The following is a 22,622-nucleotide window of genomic DNA, read 5'->3' on the forward strand; positions in this document are numbered from 1 at the left end:
GAATCTTACTTGACGATTAAAACTGAACCGGTCATCGGCTTTCGATCCGGGCAGGTTAGAATATAAAAGTATACGCCGTCGGGAAGCGCCTTTCCGTTATAGGTACCATCCCAACCGTTGATATCGTATCCGTTTTTGTCCCATAGTTTTACGCCCCGGTCGTCGAACACTTTCATCGTGCAGTCCGGCACGCTGTCAATGCCGCGAATCTCCCAGCGATCATTCTGCGCGTCGCCATTGGGAGAAAACATGTTCGGCACGACAATCACCACCGTAGAACAATCGGCAGAGCGATCTATTACAACGTCACTCCTCCCCGCGCATCCGTTGGTGTTTTGCACGGCTACAGCATACGAACCGGGCTCGGTAATGTCAACGGTCGGCGAGGTGCCGATGCTTGCGCTCCCCGAAAACCACTCGATGGATGTATACATGGCGGTCAGCGACAGCGTCACCGTTTTACCCGGACAGATGTCGGGCGCGCTGGCTATAATTTCGGGTGCCTCGGGAGCCAGCACGGTAATGGCCTTCGAAATGGTAGACGTGCACGTTGGCAGCCCGGTATAATTTACGGTAAGAGAAGGATCTTGAGCCGGTGAGTCAGCGTAGGGATGCGTCGGCGAGAAGTCTGTGCTGGTTCCGCCATCGCCAAAGCTCCAGGTGTAGGCCACGCCCGGCAGACCGTCAACGGTCGAGGTATTGGTAAACGCAATCTCTTCATTCATGCACGCGGTGCCAACGGTAAAATTGGCAACAGGCTTTTTCCGGATGACGACGGTCGTCGGTGACGTTTCTTCCGAGCACCCGCCAAAGGTTATACGTGTCTGGTAGCTCCCGGCAGACGCCGGTGCAGCATTTGTCAACATGAGTGTAGTGGTTGTTTGCCCGCCAACGTCTGCCCCATCCTTTATCCACTGATACGACCGGCCTGGCGCCGAACCGACCGATAGCGTGAGGTTCTCACCTTCGCACAGCGTTTGCGAAGGATTGCTGCTACTGATTGTAAAGCTCCCTACATCGGCCACGATGGCCTCTTCTGCGTCTTCATCGCCGGTACACCCGCCCATCTTCAGCCTGAGCGAATAGATCCCGGCCTGTGCCGGTGTGACCGACGAAATGACCAGTTGATTGTCTGTCTCTTCCACGGCAAAACCGTTCGGCCCTTGCCAGCTGTATGTTGCGCCGGGCACCGCGTTGGCGGTAATCGTCAGGTTGCCGCCCGCACATGCCTGCGCTATCGGAGCAATCGCCGCATCCGCCGGCACGGCGCCCGTTCCCGAACCGACAACAAGCGGAGCAGACGTAACAGCACACGCGCCACCCTCACCGGTTGCCTTTACGGTGTACGATCCCGCGCTGGTAATGTAAACAAACGGATCGATGCCGGCCGGCTTTACCGTTGCGCCATCTTTGATCCACTCGAACGTCACATTAGGTATAGGAATGGACTTGAGCCGAATGGTTTGCCCGGGGCAAATGGCCAGCGGCGGCTCGTTCAAAATTACAGGCTTGTGACAGTTCTGATTGCGCAGCATCGTAATGGTATTGGAAGCGCCAATCCCCACGGCGCTCGTAAACACGATGTCGGGCTTAGCATCGCCGTCAAAGTCTGCTACTCTGCTAAACCACCCCTGTTTTGAAGGCGTTGCAATAGTCGATGAGGTAAACGTTGGAGAGGTAGAATTTCCGTTGTGCAGAAAAACCGAGATGTACGACACTTGCCGGTTGTGTACGACGATGTCGGCAAAACCGTCGCCGTTGATGTCGGCACATTCTACGCCGAAAGGCCCGGTGCCGGTTGCTGCCGGAATTTGCGAAGAAAATGATACCGTTCCACCGCTGGTCTGATTGAGCAGCAAAAACACCTGCCCGCCAAAAACACTCGTCACAACAAGATCCAACTTGCCGTCGTGATTGAAGTCGGCAGAGCCGATGTCGTTAATCGTACCGACGACGCTAATAGTTTGCGCGGCCGCAAAATTCACCGATGCGGTGCTCGTGTTCTTCAGGAAAAATAAATTAGCACCCTGGTTTTGAGAAGCCATGATGTCCGTCTTCCCATCATTGTCAAAGTCTTGCAACTCCAGCGCCAGTGTATTGGGCGCACCCGCAACCGAAAACTTCAACGGTGTTGGATTGATACTCAATGCACCGCCCGCGCTCTGGTTCACGAACACATAAAGGTTACTGGTGTTGGCGGAGTTGGCCACAATAATCTCAGGCTTGCCATCGCCATTCAGGTCATGGATAGCGACCTGGCGGGCCAGGTTACCGATGTCCAGAAAGAGCTCGATCGCACCGGCAAAACCCGGCGCCGCGCCGCTGGTGTTCCGGAACACAAAGATGCTGTTGGCCGTCGGTCCCGCGCGCGACGCAACAACGTCAGGCTTGCCGTCCATGTTCAGATCGCCGCACGCGATGTGCTGTGTAGGCTGCGTGAGGTTGAGCACCGGTAGATTGCTCTTGTCATATTTCGTGTAGCTCACCGCGCCGACGGCGCTCTTGTTGTGAAGCACCACCAGGTCGGTGCCGCCGTCGTTTCGGGTTCCGATCAAATCGGGCTTCCCATCGCCATCCAGGTCGGCGGAACAAAGATCAAATACGGAGGGGCTATTAGTAGAAAGGTCAACAGACTGAAATTTCGCAGGATCGAAGCTCGTACCACTGAAAGAAGATAAGAATTTCAATGGCGACTTCGCCGAGAGGCGTGTCGTTAAATTGATAACCTCAACGTTGTGATACCGCGCTTGCGCGGGCACCGCAACGAGTATCGAGAACTCCGATGCGCTTACGACCCGCCCCTTTACATGATCGAACCATACCTGCACGGACGCAGGCACGTCAAAGCCCGAACCCGTTATCAGCACGGTATCTAACGGATACGTGCGCATCGGGGCGATGTTCGTGATTACCGGCTGCTGAGCCTGTACGGCAAAGAAGCCCATAATGCACATACAGGCAAGGTAAAGGTGTTTCATTTTCTTCGAAGGGGTCTTTAGAAACCGTGCATCACCACCTCTCTAGCCCTACATACCGACCAGTCTCAATTGGTAATTGGCAATGTGCTTTTTGGACTAAAGGATGCATCCCAAAAAACTTATCCGTAAAGTGCTTTGAGCATCCGGCAACGTAAGCCATGTAAGTGTCGACATTCTTGAGCGACTGGTTCGTTGCGGTAACAAAGGAACGTCTATGTGAATGTGAGTTTTTTTGAAAAAACTCACAAATCCCAAGTCACAAAAAAAGTAAACAACGTGTACCGAACATCGGTGAACAATCCTTTGCTTCCACGTGTAAGATAGCGGTTACCAATCGCCGCTTAGAGTAACTAATAAAGCAGTATGTTTGTTCGATCAGATCACCGGATGACACTTCTCAAATTCACACTTATCATCATTACATTTCTCTGTGCCATGACTGTAAAATATACACTCAAAGCGCAGGAATTTTCACTCGGGCTGAAGGCAGGTCCACTGCTGTCCCGATCGGTCATAGCCGACAAATTCGATCGCAAAGATTTTTCACAGCGCAACAAACCGGGCTTCATGGCCGCGGGGCTGATCATCTTCCCGTTAAAAAACAACTATTCCTTCGAAACAGAAGTCGGATACTCACAGCGCGGGCGCAAGATCCTCTCCAATGCAGATACGTGGACGAATGTCGCTACCTATAATTATGCCGACGCCTCCATGCTTTTGCGAAAATCTTTTCAAATACGAATCATAAAAAATGTTCCCACGCAGTGGTTCGTCAACCTGGGCCCTAACATCAGCTATTGGATCGGCGGCCGCGGCGAGATCGGATCAGGCAGCCTTCAGTCCTATGATATAGTATTCGGTCCCATGCCCCAGGAGCCGCCACAGCCGGACTTCGACAAGATGTATTTCACCGATGTAAACCGATGGCTGTTCGGAATAAATATCGGCGCGGGTTTGATCACCCCGCTGCGGCGGTCACACCGGCTGCTGACCGAGTTACGCTTCACTTCGGGCCATACCTTTTACGGTAAACCCGCCAGCGCCAGCTGGCGCACACTCGGCTTCTCCGACAATCTGCGCGCAAACGAAAAGGTACTCAGCCTTACCGTTGCCTACCTGTTCGACATCGACCTGAAAGAATCCCGGAAAGGAAAAAGCACGCAGGACAAAGACGTTCACCGGAAACCCATCCGGAAAAAACATTAGCATAGCACGAAATCTCAGGAGTAGGTTGCTATACGGCGGGGTTGTATCTTACACCGGATTTCCGCTGCATAAACAACGCACATGAAAGATTTCTTCAACGAGCTGTTTCACTATAACCACTCCTCCAATCAAAAACTGTGGGATGCCTTTCAGGCCAATGCCGGAAAGACGTCAGAAAAGGCGTTAGCATTATTCAGCCACATTGTAAACGCGCACCAGATCTGGAACAACAGGATTGACAAAAAACTCACAGCCTTCGGCGTGTGGGACGTACACACCCTCGAGGCGTGCCAGGATATTGACCGGGCGAACTACGAACACACGAAACAGATCCTCGACATACTCGATCCGAACATCATCGTGAACTTCACCATGCGGGGAAAGGCCTGCAGCAAAAAGGCTTCCGATCTCTTATTTCATGTCATCAATCATTCCACCTACCACAGGGCGCAAATTGCCACCGACTTCCGGCAAAGCGGAATTGAGCCGTTGAATACCGATTTTATTCTGTATGAACAAAGGTAACGCAACGATCTCCGGCAGCGAACCGGCAAAGAGAAAAGAAGCCGTATTTAAATACCCTTGACACCACGCCGGGCGATGAGGGTAAGTATAGCCATCGTCAGGAAATATCCAGGAATAGCGACAGCGCTCAACAATCCGCTCACTTTCCTGACCTCCGTCGCCACCATTACATCAGCCGCTACCCGCATCATCCAGGAGCCGTGCAGGAGCAACAACCAAAAGTAAAGAATCCTGCTGAACGGCGTTACCGCCAGGCCCATAATGCCGGGTAAGATCAGGGGGCCGTGCGCGAAGATCATTGAAAAAACAAAGCCGATAAAAAAGCTGTGGACGATGACATCGTAGTTCAACCACTGCTCGGACAGCACACAAAAAAATACGCCTGCTAATAATAATGCCATATACCCGGCCAGCAGGCTGACAGCCATATACCGATGCAGGCCCTTCTTTTTGATAGTAATAGCAATCAGGTCGTTCCGCATCAGCCAAACCGAGGCCGCCATAAGCGAGCCGCCGCAGATCAGGTTTCCCCAACCGTGAAAAGAAAAAAGTGCACCGCCGACAAAACACAGGAGAATACCCGTAAACACCGTCTTTTCAACGCGGGAAACCGGCAGGAACTTCATCAGCTCGAGACGCTCGGCCGCGATGATCATGAGCCCAAACGCAGCCCACCAGGGAAAAGCCAGCGGATAAAATAATTTCGTAAGCAGCAGCAGGTTTCCCGTCAGCCAGCAGGCTGCCCCCAGGAACATCAGGACATAGATCCTATCACGGCGCAACCTGAAGTAATACAAAAACACCAGCGCCAGCCCGGCACTCGAGATAATCAACGCATAGATTCCGAGTCTTACCTGTCCGGTGAAGAAAAATACAACGCTACCGGCGCTCAAAACGGGTATGCCATAGAGGATCTTCTTTTTTAAAGGAATTATCTTTTCAAGACTTATCAACGTACCCAGAAATCCACCAACCATTATGGCGCCATGGTGCGCGGCAACCGGCAGGACGGCAAGGCTCCATCCTATCCTGTTTAGCCCCGCCCAAAGCCCGCAGACCAGGCAAAACATGGCCAGAGCAACGATTGAAAGACGCTCCTTTTTTATCATTGTTTTTTTTATAAACCTACCATTCAACGTTTGCACACGTCCTGACAGTTGCTCTCTTTTCCAATGACTTTCGTCAGTCCGAACGGTTACGTCGGAGGTCCCGGGTAGCCGGCGCTGAATATTCTACCTTCTTTCCCCCGGAAAGAGTATATTGACCGCCACATTACTCGACATGTTTCGGCAGGGAAAACCAAGGGCATTTATTCACAACCTCCGGTTAGCATCGATGCTCTCCTTTGTTGCCGGTGTCGTGAATATATCCGGTGTCTTGTCCATTCACACCCTCACCACCAACGTCACAGGGCACTTTGCCTTCTTTTCAGAATACTTTGTACAAGGCCATTATCAGGTTGCGCTGGACTTTGTCAGCTACATTGCCGCGTTCCTGTTGGGAGCATTCTGCTGCGGCTTTCTGGTGGAAGTGCTCTTACGAAAGAAGCCGGCTATATCGCACACCATTCCCATGTTGCTGGAGACGGCCATCCTGATCATCGCAGCCTTTGCAAATGCATCCATTCCCACGGAGTGGCTCGCCCGCGTGCTGCTGTTCTCCATGGGGTTACAGAATGCCCTGGTAACGAAAATATCACAGGCAACGGTACGTACCACGCACCTGACAGGGCTTTTTACAGACCTGGGCATCGAGCTGTCACAGCTGTTCTTTTACCGGAATACACCATCCACAAAAAAATTATCCCGAAGCATCTACCTGCGACTCGCCATTATAGCATTCTTCTTTTTGGGTGGTGTGATCGGCGGATTTCTGTATACCGAAATACGACTCTATACCCTCCTCCTGGCAGCGGGCGCACTATTGACCGCGCTGGCGTATGACAACCTTCGCTTCGGCTTCCATTATTACGTTCGGAAAATGCGATCGAAGGCATAAGCCTATACCATTGCAGGTAACAAAATCCGTGACGCATCATGTGTATAAAAGCGAATAGGTTCCGAAACGTACAATTTTTTATTACCGGAAAAGCCTTTCTTTGATGTATATAGTATCCCCTACACACCATACCATCCTTCCTGCCATGAACCGTTATATAGTTTTAAAAAACAGATTCTTAGCATTAAGCCTTTTCCTGATCGTGGCGTATACTCCCGTCGGCGCACAGCAGTGGACGGTCTATCCCCAGACCGGCGCCGGCCTCCCGATCACGTTTAAGCGCCCCGGTATATTCGAAAAAAATGTACTGGCGATAGACAAGGAAAACACCGTATGGATGAACTTCAGCGCAAAGGTAGTGCGCTATTCCCCGGCGTCCGGCGCGTGGCAGGAAATGATCCCGGCCGGCGTCTCTGCGATCTTTGCCGACCTGGAAGGGAACATCCACGTAAAACAGGGCAACCAGATCCTGCGCTATGACGGAGCCGGTTTTACCGGGCTCTTTACCGAGCCGATCAATTCCATCTACGACTTTGCGGCCGACAGCGACGGCAACCTGTGGTACACCCCCGGTAAAAGCGGCCCGGTCGTGAAGAAATTCGATGGGACGGCACTGACGGAATTCGCCTTGCCGGTGGTGATCCATCCCTGTTGTGTGAACATGGCCGTTCCGTTGGGACGCGAGAGTAATAATACCCTCTGGACCGTGATCACCGACCTGGATGCGATCGACAAGCTTGTCGAAGTGAACGGCACCCGGGTCTATGACAATACGCATAGCGAGATCTTTAACTATCCCATTTTCTCCCTCGAAGTTTTAAGGAACAATACGATCTGGGTGGGCACGTTCCCGTTTGACCGTATACCGCCGCGCGGGGTGGCTTACCTGGACCGCCCGTCGGACACCTGGACACTGTATAACAAAAGCAACTCCCCGTTGCCGGGCGATACCGTCTTGTATGTGAAAGGCGATTACCAAAACCGCGTCTGGATCTCCACCAGTCGGGGCCTGGCCCGCTTCGATGGCACCGCCTGGAAAACGTTCGACTCCGGCAACTCCCCTCTGCCCAGCGACACGAGCACCGCGATCGCCATCGACACGCTGGGCGCCAAGTGGTTTGCCACACCCCGGGGATTGGCACGGTTCAACGAGATCGCCCCCGCGTACGACGTCAAACACTGTGGACTGTCGGTAACATTCGCCGACCGGTCTGAAAGCATCGACGGCGATGTCGTAGCCCGGCACTGGGACTTTGCAGGACTGAGCGCTTCCACATCACCTTCGCCTACCTTTGTCTTTCCCGGGCCGGGCAGCTACCCGGTCAGCCTGTGGGTACGAGACGAGAAAGGGAACCGCAATATCATGACACAAACCATCGAAGTACGCGAACCCGCCGAAGTCCTCTCCCTGGGCCCGGATATCAACGCGTGCACCCCCTCCGTACCCCTGGCGTCCAATATCACAAACGCCGACTCCTATACCTGGCAAACGCCCGACGGCACGGTCACGGCCCACGCCATAACAGCCACCGTTCCCGGCCGGTATATCCTGGCGGTGGATACGCAAGGCTGCCTGCAGAAAGACACGATCCAGGTACTGCTGAACAGCTTTACGGCCGGTAGTTTTGACATGACAGTGGGAAATGCCGCATGGCCGCTCACCGGGGGCATCGTTCTGACGCAGGTGGAAATAAGCTTTACGAACACGACGGGCTCCGGTGAGAACTTCACCTGGAGTTTCGGCGAAGGTACTACTGTCACCGGACAATCCGCGAAACATGCCTATGCCAACCCGGGCGATTATCAGGTAACGCTGGCAGGCAACGACGATCGGGACTGCCCCATCATCGTAGAGAAAACGATCCACGTAGAGGACATCGGGATCACGAATGCCATCAGCCCGGACGGTGATGGAAAAAACGACAAGTTGTTCATTGAACCTTTCTTGTATGAAGCCGAGCTGACGGTGCTTAACCGGTGGGGACAACCGGTGTATGAATCCGCCCCCTACCAGGACGATTTTACAGGAGCAAGCCTGGAGAGTGGCGTATACTACTATGAGCTCTATTTCAAGGCGATCGATAAGCGATACAAGGGTTACGTGCACATCCTGAAACAGTAAACCCGCCGCGTGGCCCCTCCCATTGTAAGAATTATAGACCAGTTTTCCCCATGAGCAGATCTTTACCGATCATTCTACTGATCCTTATCGTCACCGGTGCAAACGCCCAGCAGCAGCCCGTGCTGAGCCAGTACATGTTCCATAATCATTATTTCAACCCTGCGTATACAGGCAGTGCGCTGTATGATTTCTCCCTCATCCACCGGGCACAGTGGTCGGGTTATGAAGATTACACCGGTGGAAAAGGGGCGCCCGTCACGCAGGCGTTTACCGCGACCCTGAACCTCGACAGCACCGGCCACGGCCTGGGCCTCACGCTCTCCCGTGACAAGACCGGACTATTAAATACTTTTCGTGCCGGCATTTCGTATGCGTACCGGGTCCCGATGACAAAGAAAAGCACGCTGGCGGTAGGGGTTCGCGGAGGTATCGAAAGCCGGTCTGTCGACGGCTCCGGGTATATTGTACGGCATCCGGACGACCCGTATATCCGTGCAGGAGATCAACGGGAATCCAAACCCGACATTACCCTGGGCGTGTGGCTCGATCACGAGAAATACTACGTCGGTGTTTCCTCCGGCAGCCTGGTAACCCGCCCGGATTACAAAACGCTGGGAACCCAAAATGAAGAGAACTTCATGGTCACCGCGGGATATCACTTTATTTTATCAGGCCTGTTAAAGCTGACACCGTCCGCGCAGGTGATCACCAATACCGATCGCACGCTTGTCCAGGGCGGCATGATGCTTTTGTATGATGACTTTTTGTGGGCAGGGCTCTACTACCGGCACGAAGAGTCCGCCAGCATGCTGGCAGGGTTCAGCTTTCTGGAAAAAAAATTCCGGCTTGGCTATGCGTTTGACTACATTGTCCGCAACAAAGCGTTAAAAACAGGAACCTCCCATGAGATCATGCTCCAGTACCAGGTCGGAACGTTGTCCCGGGCTAGGCGCACGAAGTAGTACAGAGCCTGCGGCACAATTTTAATCCATCACTTCTATTTACCACAGCGCACAAATCGCCACCGATTTCCGGCAAAGCTGTGTCGAACCGTTGAATACCGACTTTATTTTGTATAAAAAAAGGGATAACGTGATCAATATTAATTCTTATACCATCACGAGTAAACCGTAAGAATAACTAAGGCTACCGTTGGTAGTCTCGTTTTTTTCTTACAAAACGGTATCCGTTGTGTTATTAGATGATAGCAGCAAGGAAACTTTCTAAGATTGGGAATCATCCGTCCCAGAATTAAAAAAGTCTGATATTGTCAGCCTTTTATTTCCCAAATAAGGATAGCCGTGCTGTACCTTGGGGTATTTTGAATATAATATTGCGTAGGCAGTTGTGAAGTGTCTTTTTCACTATATTTGTGCCGCCATTTTAGGCTTTAATCGGTTCCCAACCACTATCTCGCACTATAATAACATGAAGCTGTATGACTATTTCGTGTAGCCATAGAGATATGTGTGTATGCCGTTGAGTGCCCTGGAATGATTTAGAAACATGTATAAGACCTACCATGAAAATATTCACCTGGCTGGTATGCCTGATGATGCCCGCATGCCTGTATGCGCAAAATAGAGTAATAATCGTCGGCCCGTTAAACCCACTTGGAGGCAGAGCGCCTGAAACCTATAGTGGTGAATTTTATCTAAACGATTCCGAAGTCGGCTCGCCGGATTCCGGCTTGGGAACGTGGACCCTTACCGGGGTTGGAACAAAGGTGGAAGAAAACCACTTGCATTGCAAAATTCAATGGCCCGTTACGGGAGGGACAGCCACACTCGCCTATACCCACCGAAACGGAGGAATTCCCACCATGTCGGCAAATCCAATTACCATCATCGTTAAAATTCCAATCCAAATCCAGGCAACCAATAATGGCATGCTGCCGCTGGCTGGCCAAGTGGATCTTTCCGCTTCGAATAATTATGCCTATCAATCATATGAATGGCGAAAAGATGATGGCACAACGGTCCTATCGAGATCACCGATATTCACTGTCCGTGAGCCGGGCAAATACAACTTGAAGGTTGTGCTTACAGATGGCACAGTAGTGACAGTTCCTCCCTATACCGTTACTCGGATCAAGCTGGGCAACAACTATGTGCTCATGCAGACGTTGCAAACGCCTGAACCAGGAACCGGAATCCCCGAGACACTTCCCAATACACAAGTGCAACGGCAGATTGAGTATTACGACGGCTTGGGCCGGCCGTTACAGTCCGTGGCCATGCACGCCTCGCCGGACAAAACGGATATAGTAACACCCCGGCAATACGATGCATATGATCGCGAATCGATCACCTACTTGCCGTATGCTTCCACCGAAGCCACCGGGCAATATAAATCAGATGCAGTTAATTCAGTAAGCGGTTATATGGGCTCTGCCCAATACAGTTTTTATACGCAAAGTAGCACAACTGTAGCGCGTAGTACCAATCCCTATGCCGAAACAATATTCCGTCCCGCCCCGACAAGAGAGGTGATCAAGCAGGGAGCGCCGGGTGAGGTCTGGCAGCCAAAGCCTGACCAATCCCAGGACAAATCGACCGAGAACTTTCGCGAAGTAAACGATGACAACGAAGTACTGTACTTTCAATACGATGCGAACAACGGCGAACTACGTTGGCCAAATAATAGTCAATTGGAGTATTACGCCAAAAACCAGCTACATGCCACGCGCACGCGCGACGAAGATGATAACGAGACGATAGTATATACCGATAAAGAGGGGAAAATACTGCTCCGGCGAACACAATACGAACAAACATCGGATGGTACAAGGCACTATACCGACACCTACTATGTCTATGACGATGGCGGCAATTTGGTATATGTGCTTCCTCCGGAGGCCGTTCGATCTCTGACAAGGACTAATGAATAAAAGATCTATCGCGCGTATAAAAATATTGTCCCAGTACATAGTGTATGTTGAAAAAGATAATAGACACATTTGCAACAAAGATGCGTAAGACTGCCACCTTCGCTGCAGCGATGACCGTCCAGATTATTGTTGTCGCGCAATCGGGCTTACCTGCGCCACCGGCTTCCGAGTATCTGCCGCCGGCCCCCACAGCGGCGGGCTTTCAGAAATATGTAGATACACCCGTAAACCTCTCGACTGGAACGCCAGAGATCAGCGTTCCACTGTATGAAATCGCCGTCGGCGATTTCAAATTGCCCATTACGCTGAACTATCACGCCGGCGGTCACTTGGTGCAGGACGGTGCCTCGTGGGTAGGCCTCGGATGGAGCCTGAGTATTCCGGGCACTATCACACGTTCCATTCGAGGTCGTGAAGATGACGGTAGCTACCCTAACTTCTTTGGCGATTGGGACCAAGAAATGCTCGACGCATCGAATGCCGCGGACTATGCCAGGCTTTCTACACTGACGCAAGGTATCATTGACGGCCTGCCGGATTTATATTCTTATAACGTTCCGGGCTACAGTGGTAGATTTATGTTTCCAGACGGTGCGAACGCAGTCTTGATGCCCGTCCAACCAATGCGGATCAACGGGGCCCCAGGCTCGGTGGCAAGTATTGTTGCGGACGACGGTACTTTGTTCGCATTTGAAAAATTAGAAATTTCCAGCACGCGCTCTTCGACAACAGCCTCCCGACCAGTCACGAGCTATTATCTGACAAAGATTACAACGGCCGCAGGCAAAGTCATCGATTTTGAATACGACAAACGAACCAACTTCCAGCAGAACGTCAACATGTCGTATTCTGAGACATACAAACGCATATCCACAGGCAAGTATATGCTGGAAAGTACAAATAATGACTCCTTTGTCACAAATGTTGAAGGCCATTGTTTGACGGCCATCAAATTTCCAGGAGGAAAAGTGGTTTTCAACTCAGATAACATTCGTCGTGACGTCATCAAAAAGCAAGATACGGAGGGCGACTACCGGTTAACATCCATGGAGGTGCAAGATGAGGTAGGGACAGTCACTAAAAAAATATATTTCAATACGGATTATTTCAATTCGGGAAGCCAAGACCCCAATACATTGCGGCTTAAACTAACCGGACTGGAGATCGGCAATGGCAATGAGTATCCGCAGACATATTCCTTTACCTATAACGAGCAATACAATCTACCGTCTCGTATGTCCTATGCACGGGATCATTGGGGATATGCCAATGCTCGCGACCAACGTCTGCCTGATTTTGATCCGAACAGCGGCGTAGTCGACGCCTCTGCAAAAAATGCAGATCCTGCACGGGGGCAATCGAACATTCTAACCCGTATAACCTATCCTACCGGCGGGCATACCGAATATCTTTATGAACCGCATGACTACTACGATCCGTCTGAGTCGACATTTTATGTAAAGCGTGAAGTAATTGTCGAGGCGCCACACAACCGCCCACCGGTAGAAGGCGACCCCTATGATCCAACCATTAATGGTTCCGGGCCGATCAGCATTAAACCCGGCTCTCGTAAGGTAAACTTGTACACCTACATGGAAAAGCCATACTGGTCGAATCCCCATGGCTCGATGTATATCAAGTTGTATACCTTCGGAGCACAAGGCGAGACGATATACGCGGATGCTACCTTGTCGCAAAATGGAAATCACGATGTCTATACAACCGGCAGTGCCGTTGATAACTTCTATATATATGCCGAGGCGTCAGTACAAGACAGCTGGGTACGCGCCATCCTCACATGGGAAGAGCCCGTGCGCAGCGTCGTCTTGAATCCCATTTGCGGCGGTATTCGTATCAAAAAGATCGTACAATACGATGGCATCGATCACGCGCATGATATCATCAAAAATTACACCTATCGACAATTGGCCGATCCAGAGTACTCCAGTGGCACGCTTCTGATGCTGCCTGACTACACCGAAGATGTACATTATTTTGACAATTGTATCGGAGAGCTGGGCGTTGCCTGTGAGGAACACACCGCAAAAAGAATCACAGCACAGAGTACAGTACCCCTGGGTACGGGAAGTCATATTTCATACTCGGATGTGACTGTGACATATGGAGATCAGGGACAGAATGGAAAAACGACATACACGTTTACATACGCCCCGAATCCCAGCAAAGAAAACTCCGATACAAACTGGCGCCGAGGCATGTTACTGAGTCAGACCGATTGGGATGCAAACGGTAACCCACTGCAAAGCACCACGAACACCTATAAAGTCAAACCATCGAGCTATCAGCGTTTTTATGGGTCTATTGTTGCCGACCTGGGCAAGCACAAGGCAGCGTCCTCTACTATGCCGTCAGATGCATTTCCCCGGTATTTCGGTCAGCACCCTGCGGTGATTGAAACAGAGTTCCAGTATGTGGCTACACAGGAAGAAATCACGTATAATCCTGCCGACAGGACCAAGTATGTGCGCCAGTTTCGGGAGTTCGCGTACGAGAGCCCCGCGCACGTATACACCACGCAACAAACCATGCTGAGCAGCGTGCCAGGCGAAAAGATCTATACCAGGTTCCTGTATCCCCAGGACTATCCGGAGGGAACACCGTTTATCGATGACATGAAATCCGACTTTATTGTCCGGAAACCGATCGAAACAGTGACATATAAAACGACGCCTACAGGCTCGACCGTACTCTCGGGAAATGTTACCGTGTTCCGGACCGGCGGTCTGCCCGCGGAACAGTGGCAACTGGAGTCCTATCCACTACCGCCATTGCCGCAGTTTAGATTCTCCAACCAAAGTGTGGCAGGTATAATATCCGATGGTATCGGTGACGCTATGTTCTCAAAAGACATCCGGTATAAGATCAAGCGAAGCTATGACCTGTACGACAATAACAACAACTTGTTGCAATATACCGAGGCTTCCGTCCCAACAGCCCTTCGCTGGGGACTCCAGGGTACCGTAGTGATCGCGGTGGCAAGCTTTGCCCGCAGCGAGCAAATCTTTTATACATCGTTTGAAGAGAGTGGAGTAGTCGACGCAAATGCCAAGGCCGGATTAAAGAGCATGAACACTCCCTACAACTTCGTTCCTCCTGCCGAATTGATAATCAGTGCGGATACCGAGCTTTCTTACTGGACCTTCAAAAGCGGTTCATGGGAATTAAAGCGTCAGCCCTATACAGGTGGGGTCGTCAATATCAATGACGGCACAAAGATCGACGAACTGCGGGTCAGTCCCCGGAATGCGCAGATGTCAACGTATGCGCACAAGCCGCTCATAGGGATAAGTGGAATATTGGACTCCAATCAGCAAGCGACCTATTACGACTACAACGACGTGGGACAATTGACCCACATCCGGGATCAGAAAGGGCGCATCGTAAAAGCTTTCTCTTACCATTATAATAGCCAATAATGAGAACTTCTCCCGATGAACGTATGTCTGAATTTAAATGACGATGACGTTACCTATGAATACAATCTTACGAACGGTCACGTACCATTTAATTGACGATACTTCTGCGAATAATGTATCGTTCGTTCAGTTTATTATCACGATATAGACTTCGATCAATCTTCAGTATGACAAGACATCTCATGATACTCATTCTTGCGCTTCCGGCGATCAATCTGCACGCACAAAACATCGCTTCCACAACACTTACCTGGAAAGCAGATGCCTATCTTGACATAAATACCGGCATGGCGCGGGCCACGTCCGATCAGCTGGTTTCTTATAGCAACCAACGCATCGAGTGGCACGACGAAGCCGGCAACGTAAAAGCGACGTACTCGATCATCGAAATCAACGGACAATGGACAAACGTCATGAACAATGGCACCATACTTTATGAAGTCCGGTCCGAGGGCCGACAGGGCACAATTCAATTCAGCCGTGCAAGCGGCATACTGTCTATTCAAATCGTATTGCTAAAACCCGACGAAAATCCCGACATGTTTCGGTTTTCGGTATCAACAGTCACCCCCCTCTAGCCAGCAGCTGCATGAACACTTTCATACGTTCTCTTATCGTCTTTTCGTGGGTGGTCGGCAGCCTGGGTGCTACACCTGCCGCCCATGCCCGGCATTCCGCCGCCACCGATGCCGTCCCCGACGCCGTGGAATTTGCAGTATTAAAGTCTTTGTACGACGACCTGTCCGGCAGCACGTGGACGACAAAGACCAACTGGCCGGCTAGCGGCAGCTGGCCGGCAGCTGCCACTAGCGCCCAGTTCGGCACATGGTTCGGCGTGACCGTGGCCGACGGCGATATCGTCAAGCTCGAGCTTCCCACCAACAAGCTCCTGGGTGTGCTGCCCGAAACCCTCGGCAACTTGAGCAAGCTGACGATCCTCGACTTGTCCAACAACCAGCTCTCCGGGGCGATCCCGTCGTCGATCACCACGCTGACCGAGCTGCAGTCGCTGCGCCTGACCAATAACAAGCTCACGGGGTCCATTCCGGCAACGTTGGGAGCCCTGACGAAGCTGACGTTCCTCAGCCTGTCGCAGAACCAGCTTACCGGCGCGATTCCTACCTCGCTCAGCAATCTCACCAACCTCACGACATTGTCGTTTTTCGAAAACCAGCTGTCGGGAAACATCCCCGCCTCGATCGGCAACCTGGTCAAGCTTCAGTCCCTCACGCTGGCCAGCAATAAGCTCACGGGCAGCATTCCCGCAAGCTTCGGCCAACTGATAAAACTCCTCACCGTCAACCTGTCGGCCAACCAGCTAACGGGCAACATTCCTTCTTCCTTAGGGGCATTGACGTCGGCGACCTTTTTGAACCTGGGCAAGAACGGTCTCACCGGATCCATTCCGCCAACACTCGGCACCATGTCGGCGATGTCAGAGCTGTACCTCCACGATAATAAGCTGACCGGCGCGATTCCCGCATCGCTGGGAGATCTCTCAAAACTGCGTACCCTGTTCCTCTATACGAACCAACTTTCCGGCACGGTTCCACCGGCGCTGCGCAATCTTTCGCGCATGGAGACCTTCTACGTCTACAACAATTACCTGGAAGGTGCGCTGCCACCGGACCTGTTCAGCACCTGGACAAACCTGACGGTGGTCGATATCTCCAACAACCAGTTGACCGGCGCCTTCCCGTCTGTGTTTGACAAGATAAAATTAGTGCGCATCGTCGCAGACCGCAACCCGATGGACGCCCTGCCGGACGACATCCTCGGCCTGCCCGTCCTGGCGTCGCTCTCCATGAAAGAGACCGAGCTCAGAACGATCCCGCGGTTCTGCGACCAGGTCAACAAAGCGAATCTTACTGTTGCCCTGGCAAACAACCGGCTGGATTTCCCATCCCTCGAAAAACTGAAATGCACCGGCCTGAAGGCCGCAACCTTCATCCCCCAGCGTCCGCTGAACGATGTCACGTCGATTTCCGCCGTGGTCGGGCAACCCCTTGTAATACCGGCCGGAGCTTCCGGTGGCGGTATAACGACCATTGTATGGGAAAAACAACTGCCCGATGGCGGCTGGCAAAGCGTGGACGCCCAAAACCAGGATGCAACAAGCGGCTTTAAACGGAATGCCTACACGGCCGCTGATGAAGGCATCTACCGTTGGCGCATGACCAGCAGCATCGTGACGGAAGTGCCCCTGGAGAGCGGCCCGGTTACGGTAAAGACCGCGGTGAAGTTTGTGCTGGACAACTTCGCCTTCCAGTACAAATACGACCACCGTCGCCGCATGACGCATAAAAAAGTGCCCGGGGCGGACTGGGTATACATGGTGTACGACAACCGCGACCGGCTGGTCATGACCCAGGACGGAGAGCAGCGCAAGACAAACAGCTGGCTCTTTACCAGGTATGACGCCTTCAACCGGCCGATCATGACAGGCCTCTATCAGCACCCCACGGCGCTGGACCAGGCCGGCATGAGCGCCCTGATCAGTACGACCACCTTCTATGAAACTTATACCGGCAGCGGCACGCATCATGGTTATACCGATACGGTCTTCCCGGCAACGAGCTTCGCGGCAGACGGTTTTGATATTCAGACGGTGACGTATTACGACAACTATGACTTCAGCGCAGGCTGGGGCTACAACTACGCGTATGCCGCCGGGCAGATCCCGGCCCAGACACACGCCGGTTATGAGTACACACAAGACGCGCAACACTTCACCCGCGTGGTGGGACAGGTAACGGGCACTAAAACAAAGACCACGGGCAGCGCGCCCTATTGGCTGTATACAGTAAACTATTACGACGACAAATACCGCGTCATTCAACAGGTAAGCGATAACTACAGGGGCGGCACCGACCGGACTACGACCGTGTATGATTTCGTCGGAAAGGTATTGGCATCTAAAACCGAACATACAGTCAGCAAGCTGACCTGGCAAAACCTGACGCTGGTTGTGTCGGACGTCGACTTCATCTACAAGAACTCGGTGAGCGCGAACTGGAATGCGGGGGCTTCTTCGTCTGAGATGATCCCGGCCGGCTCAACGACCGCCAGCAACGGCTGGGTAGAAACGACCGTAGGCGAGTCGACAGGCAATCGGATGCTAGGGCTTTCGGCACAGGATCTAAATGTGTCCCATACGTCCATCGATTACGCGTTTTACGTCCGAAACCGTGAGCTGCATATTTATCAGTCGGGGACGAACGTATATACCGTTCCGGGAGGCGTGGTAGTTGGCGACCGGCTGCGGATCGAGCGCCTGGGCGGTTACATCGCATACTACCGCAACGGCATCAAGGTATACCCGGCCACGGCGACAGCCTTGCCGTGCACGACGGCTCTGCTGACGGACGTCTCGATTTACTCCGGCCGGACACCCGTCTTCTGCAACACGCAGATGTCGGCCACCCAGGTAAGCAAACAGACCGTCCTGCGGAAGTTTGCTTACGATCATGCGGGGCGTCTGTTGACCGTGCGACATACCGTCAATACCGGACCGGAGATGCTGCTGGTGAAAAACGAATACAACGCGCTGGGACAGCTCATTACCAAAAAGCTCCATTCGGAAGATAACGGCAACACCTTCAAACAGCACGAAGACTATCGCTACAACATCCGCGGCTGGCTGTCGCGCATCAACCAAAGCGACCTGACCCCCGAGCAAACCGGCGACCCGCAGGACCTCTTCGGCATGAACCTGTCCTACAACGAGATAGTCCCCACGTTGTCGAACGAGCCGCAGTTCAACGGCAACATCTCGGCCATGACCTGGAACAACGGCACCGGCCAGGGCGAAGCCAAACAAAATGGCTATCGCTACACCTACGACGCCATGAACCGAATCAAGAGCGCAGACTACCGCCAGAAAAAGACCGACTGGGGCCACCCCACCCACCTGGACAACGAAGGCGCCCCCCAAACATCCGATGCCTTCTCCGAAACCGGCTACCAATACGACCTCAACGGCAACCTGAAACGCCTGGTCCGCAAAGGTGCCAACGGCCTCAACATGGACGAGCTGACCTACAGCTATGGCACCGGCAGCCAGCAAAGCAACCGCCTGCTGGCCGTAGCCGATGCCGGCGACAAACACCAGGGCTTCAACGACGGCAACACCACCGGTGATGACTATGCCTACGACAACAACGGCAGCATGACAGTCGACAAAAACAAAAACATCGCCTCGATCACCTACAACCACCTCAACCTGCCCATCAAGGTGGTAAAGACCACCGGCGAATACATCCGCTACATCTACGACGCCGGCGGCCGCAAACACAGCCAGCAGGTATACGATGCCACCAACGCACTGACCAAGCGGTCGGACTACGTTGGCGAGCTGTTCTACGAAAACGACACCCTGCAATTCATCCACCACGAAGAGGGCCGCATCGTCATGACCGGCACCGCGCCCGAGTACCAATACCACCTCAAAGACCACCTGGGCAACGTCCGGGTGACCTTCACCTCCAAGGACGAGACCGAAACCGCCACGGCCACGCTGGAGGACGCCAACGCGCCGACCGAGCAAGGTCAGTTTCTCAACTACGAGGAAGCCGTCACCCTAAATGAACGCATGTTCGACCATACCCACCACGTACCCGGCAACCAGGGCAACACCACGTTCCGCTCTACGCGTTTGCTGGGTGGCAGTGACCCGGCCGCGGTATATGGTCTGGCAAAGTCCCTCAGTGTCATGCCCGGTGACAAGATCACGGCGAAGGTGTACGCCAAATACGTCGACTCCGACGACCCTCAAGTGGAACAGGCGTTGCGTAACTTCCTGCTCTCCCTCGGTACGGGCAGCGGCAGCGGGCCGCTCATCGACGGCGGCGGCCCCGGTAGCCTGGGCGGCAGTGTATTCCCATATGTAGACTACCTGGAACGCCAAAACGACACTGGCACAGGCCCCAAAGCCTACCTCAACTACCTGATCTTCGACCGTGAGTTTAACTACCTCAACGGCGGCTTTAAACGCCTGACAACCAGTGGCCGAGAGACGGGCGTCCTCCTGCCGGAAGGCTCTGGATACGACGAGCTTGCCTTCGGGGAAGGTGAGATCAAGATCACTGAGCCAGGATTTGTGTATATTTACCTTAGCAACGAGAACGAAAGTCGCGTTGAGGTGTTCTTTGATGATTTTGAGGTGACGCATACGAAATCTCCGGTTGTTTGCATGGATGATTATTATCCGTTTGGTTTAACTTTTAACTCTTATCAGCGTGAAAGCAGCGTTGAAAATAAATTCAAGTTTCAAGGTCAGGAACACATTGACGATCTGGATTTAGGTTGGGACTCTTTCAAATGGAGAAATCATCAACCAGATATTGGAAGATTCTTTAATATTGACCCCCTTGCTGAGAAGTATGTTTACAACAGCCCTTATGCTTTTAGTGAGAATAAGGTTACTTCGTTCATAGAATTGGAAGGTTTAGAGGCTGCACCTATTCCAACACCTGGTGTTAGAACTGCTCGATTTGCTGCGCGCCATCCTTTAGCTGCTTTGGGGATAGGAAGTGTGTCTCCCGGAACTGTTAATATATCAACAAACGCAGTTAGATTTTCAACCAGAGGTAGCGGGCCTGAATCAAGAAACTCAGTACTTGATGAGCCGCGAGGAATGGGTAATGAAGGAACACAAGTAAATGCAATGCGACATACCTTATGGCAGGCTAGTATTACGACTATTTTTGGTGAAGGCACTGCAAATGAAATAGGGCAAGCTCATGAAAACAACCCGAACGCCATTGATGGAGGTTTGGCACAGGGAGCCAACTTTGCTACTCGTGGATTGGCTGATGAATCTGTCGATCTTGCAAATAATGTGATCGGTCGAGAAATTGGAAATGCAAATCCAGAGATGGGAATGAAGGATTTGGCTTTACAAGTTTTAGAGACATTTAAGACTGACGGGCTTTGGACAGCAACACGACAGGAGGATGGAACTTTCTCCGTAAGCAGGACAAAGATTACTGATGAACAATACAAAACTTTGAAGACCGTATTTAAAAAACTAGATAACAATGGAATGACTAACGAAGAGCGTAAGCAACACTACGACAAGTACAAGACATCAAATCCAAATGTAAGGTAAGTATCAACGAGATGAAAACACGATATATTCGCTCTCTTATGGTTTGCTTCGTGGTCATTATTATGATCTCATGTGGTGAAAAAAAGTTCGAGAAAACAGGATGGACTGCTAAAACTGATAGCAATTTTCCACCCAATAAAAGAGGGGAAATGCTCAGTGATCTATTGTCTAGTCGCAAGTTGGTTGGGTTGAAATATGCAGACGTTATTGCTTTATTGGGTACTCCTGATGGTATCGATAGTAGTTCAGTGTCTTATGAAATTGAAATTGATTATGGCTCGGATATCGATCCGATTTACAGAAAAGACTTGTATTTATTTACCACCAGAGATTCAATAATAAGCTCATACGAAATTAAAGAATGGAAAAAGGAATGAAGAAATTTACTCCTACCAAAACCCAGCCACGCGCTGGTTTTTTTATGACACAAGAATTTTATTAACGTTAAGATAGATGTTACCAGTCTCGGAAGCATGACGCCTTTTTCTGTAGAGCAGATCATCCAAGCTAATGCGTTCAGTAAGGATGGCGTTCAAGTCCATGCCATCCATTAAGATCAGGCAGCGAAGATCGGAGCTAGTAGTTTGCAAACACTCCGTTGAAAAGCCATCCATCGATACGAACAGCCCGAGCGTATTTTTTCTTTTGCCGTTGATCTTGCCAGCGAAGCTGTAAAGATCGGATGCGTTAATGGGTTGCTTTACCCATCGAGCTTCCAGGAGAAAGTCATCATCCTTGAAAGTGAATGCACCGTCAATCTGCTCACCGATGATTTTGAAGGAGGCCTTCGGGTCGAGATCAAAGAGAGTAAACAGTTCGTTCAAAAGCTTTTCCAGACCATAACCGCGCTTCTGTGCATCGGAAGAAATGGCGATGTCCATAAACTTTTGGTTCAGTTCATCCAGCTTGGTTTTAAGAGCCGTGGTGTTTTTAACTTTTTCCTGAACTACTTTTTTACGCTCTTCCGTTTTCTTTTTTTCTTCCACTACCTCAAAGTATCCCTTCGCTTGTTTACGCAGAGCTTCAACAGCATCTTTCGCCCGTTGAATTTTTACATCAGGGTCATCCCAGCGTTTAAGATGTGAGAAGTCGTTGAAGTTTACGGCTTGTTCAAAGAGAGCAAAGAGATCATTCCTGTAGATGTCCTGACGGGAACACATCCTATCAATTAGATTGGAAGCAATCTCGTATTTTTTTGGCGTGACCCAGTCGATGGTATTAACAATGGCTTTATTGGTAATGGTGTTGTAGACAAATCTTTTTAGATCGTCTTTAGTCCAATAGATATGCGTGAGAGCATCTTTAAGCGCATTGATTGCGGCAGGTGATATAGTCTTGCTTGAAACGTTCATGGAGG

13 protein-coding genes are annotated in these 22,622 nt (G+C 51.5%); 10 read left to right on the top strand and 3 right to left on the bottom strand.

The genetic code is table 11. From position 1 onward, the window contains the following. Positions 1 to 5: 5 nt before the first annotated feature. Entirely contained in the window at positions 6 to 2,978 is a 2,973-nt protein-coding gene (locus KK078_RS21370; RefSeq protein WP_254092356.1) for an FG-GAP-like repeat-containing protein, read from the bottom strand. 363 nt (positions 2,979 to 3,341) lie between these two features. Here KK078_RS21370 and KK078_RS21375 point away from each other — a divergent pair, with 363 nt between their 5' ends. Together KK078_RS21375 and KK078_RS21380 are read left to right on the top strand one after the other, a co-directional pair. Then, a complete protein-coding gene (locus tag KK078_RS21375) occupies positions 3,342 to 4,184 on the top strand; it encodes a porin family protein (protein WP_254092357.1) in 843 nt (280 codons plus the stop codon). Between the two features lie 81 nt (positions 4,185 to 4,265). Then, positions 4,266 to 4,709 carry a DinB family protein gene (locus tag KK078_RS21380; RefSeq protein WP_254092358.1) on the top strand — a complete coding sequence of 148 codons (444 nt, stop codon included), beginning with the start codon at positions 4,266 to 4,268 and terminating at the stop codon, positions 4,707 to 4,709. Between the two features lie 47 nt (positions 4,710 to 4,756). Here the strand turns inward: KK078_RS21380 and KK078_RS21385 are convergent, their stop codons facing one another. Next, complete coding sequence (locus KK078_RS21385; RefSeq protein WP_254092359.1) at positions 4,757 to 5,854, bottom strand: hypothetical protein; 1,098 nt, start codon at positions 5,852 to 5,854, stop codon at positions 4,757 to 4,759. A gap of 190 nt (positions 5,855 to 6,044) precedes the next feature. On the opposite strand from KK078_RS21385, the gene KK078_RS21390 reads away from it, so the two are divergent. From KK078_RS21390 to KK078_RS21425, 8 genes are all read left to right on the top strand, one after another. Beyond that, positions 6,045 to 6,707, top strand: coding sequence for a YoaK family protein (locus KK078_RS21390; protein ID WP_254092360.1), 663 nt, complete (start codon positions 6,045 to 6,047; stop codon positions 6,705 to 6,707). 145 nt (positions 6,708 to 6,852) lie between these two features. Beyond that, a complete protein-coding gene (locus KK078_RS21395) occupies positions 6,853 to 8,829 on the top strand; it encodes a PKD domain-containing protein (RefSeq protein WP_254092361.1) in 1,977 nt (658 codons plus the stop codon). A gap of 50 nt (positions 8,830 to 8,879) precedes the next feature. Next, complete coding sequence (locus tag KK078_RS21400) at positions 8,880 to 9,791, top strand: PorP/SprF family type IX secretion system membrane protein (protein ID WP_254092362.1); 912 nt, start codon at positions 8,880 to 8,882, stop codon at positions 9,789 to 9,791. Positions 9,792 to 10,351: 560 nt separating this feature from the next. Then, on the top strand, positions 10,352 to 11,719 hold the full coding sequence (locus tag KK078_RS21405) for a DUF6443 domain-containing protein (RefSeq protein WP_254092363.1): 1,368 nt from the start codon (positions 10,352 to 10,354) through the stop codon (positions 11,717 to 11,719). Positions 11,720 to 11,799: 80 nt separating this feature from the next. Next, positions 11,800 to 15,156 (top strand): RHS repeat domain-containing protein, encoded by a 3,357-nt coding sequence (locus KK078_RS21410; protein WP_254092364.1) that lies wholly within the window; start codon positions 11,800 to 11,802, stop codon positions 15,154 to 15,156. 182 nt (positions 15,157 to 15,338) lie between these two features. Then, positions 15,339 to 15,734, top strand: a complete 396-nt coding sequence (locus KK078_RS21415) for a hypothetical protein (RefSeq protein ID WP_254092365.1) — start codon at positions 15,339 to 15,341, stop codon at positions 15,732 to 15,734. Positions 15,735 to 15,745: 11 nt separating this feature from the next. Next, positions 15,746 to 21,265: a DUF6973 domain-containing protein gene (locus KK078_RS21420; protein WP_254092366.1), complete on the top strand. Its 5,520-nt coding sequence runs from the start codon at positions 15,746 to 15,748 to the stop codon at positions 21,263 to 21,265. 11 nt (positions 21,266 to 21,276) lie between these two features. Further along, a complete protein-coding gene (locus tag KK078_RS21425) occupies positions 21,277 to 21,642 on the top strand; it encodes a hypothetical protein (protein ID WP_254092367.1) in 366 nt (121 codons plus the stop codon). Positions 21,643 to 21,684: 42 nt separating this feature from the next. On the opposite strand, the gene KK078_RS21430 is transcribed toward KK078_RS21425, so the two are convergent. After that, the gene (locus tag KK078_RS21430) at positions 21,685 to 22,617 is read right to left on the bottom strand and encodes a hypothetical protein (RefSeq protein ID WP_254092368.1); all 933 of its coding nucleotides are present in this window, start codon (positions 22,615 to 22,617) and stop codon (positions 21,685 to 21,687) included. Positions 22,618 to 22,622 lie beyond the last annotated feature (5 nt).

The sequence above is a fragment of the Dawidia soli genome (assembly GCF_018598185.1).
GTDB lineage: Bacteria > Bacteroidota > Bacteroidia > Cytophagales > Cyclobacteriaceae > Ohtaekwangia > Ohtaekwangia soli.

What these genes read in the sequence shown, in the direction of transcription:
- KK078_RS21405 (WP_254092363.1), top strand. Translation starts at nt 10,352, where the DNA reads ATGAAAATATTCACCTGGCTGGTATGCCTGATGATGCCCGCATGCCTG.
- KK078_RS21410 (WP_254092364.1), top strand. Translation starts at nt 11,800, where the DNA reads ATGCGTAAGACTGCCACCTTCGCTGCAGCGATGACCGTCCAGATTATT.
- KK078_RS21390 (WP_254092360.1), top strand. Translation starts at nt 6,045, where the DNA reads ATGCTCTCCTTTGTTGCCGGTGTCGTGAATATATCCGGTGTCTTGTCC.
- KK078_RS21375 (WP_254092357.1), top strand. Translation starts at nt 3,342, where the DNA reads ATGTTTGTTCGATCAGATCACCGGATGACACTTCTCAAATTCACACTT.
- KK078_RS21370 (WP_254092356.1), bottom strand. Translation starts at nt 2,978, where the DNA reads ATGAAACACCTTTACCTTGCCTGTATGTGCATTATGGGCTTCTTTGCC.
- KK078_RS21395 (WP_254092361.1), top strand. Translation starts at nt 6,853, where the DNA reads ATGAACCGTTATATAGTTTTAAAAAACAGATTCTTAGCATTAAGCCTT.
- KK078_RS21400 (WP_254092362.1), top strand. Translation starts at nt 8,880, where the DNA reads ATGAGCAGATCTTTACCGATCATTCTACTGATCCTTATCGTCACCGGT.
- KK078_RS21415 (WP_254092365.1), top strand. Translation starts at nt 15,339, where the DNA reads ATGATACTCATTCTTGCGCTTCCGGCGATCAATCTGCACGCACAAAAC.
- KK078_RS21425 (WP_254092367.1), top strand. Translation starts at nt 21,277, where the DNA reads ATGAAAACACGATATATTCGCTCTCTTATGGTTTGCTTCGTGGTCATT.
- KK078_RS21420 (WP_254092366.1), top strand. Translation starts at nt 15,746, where the DNA reads ATGAACACTTTCATACGTTCTCTTATCGTCTTTTCGTGGGTGGTCGGC.
- KK078_RS21430 (WP_254092368.1), bottom strand. Translation starts at nt 22,617, where the DNA reads ATGAACGTTTCAAGCAAGACTATATCACCTGCCGCAATCAATGCGCTT.
- KK078_RS21380 (WP_254092358.1), top strand. Translation starts at nt 4,266, where the DNA reads ATGAAAGATTTCTTCAACGAGCTGTTTCACTATAACCACTCCTCCAAT.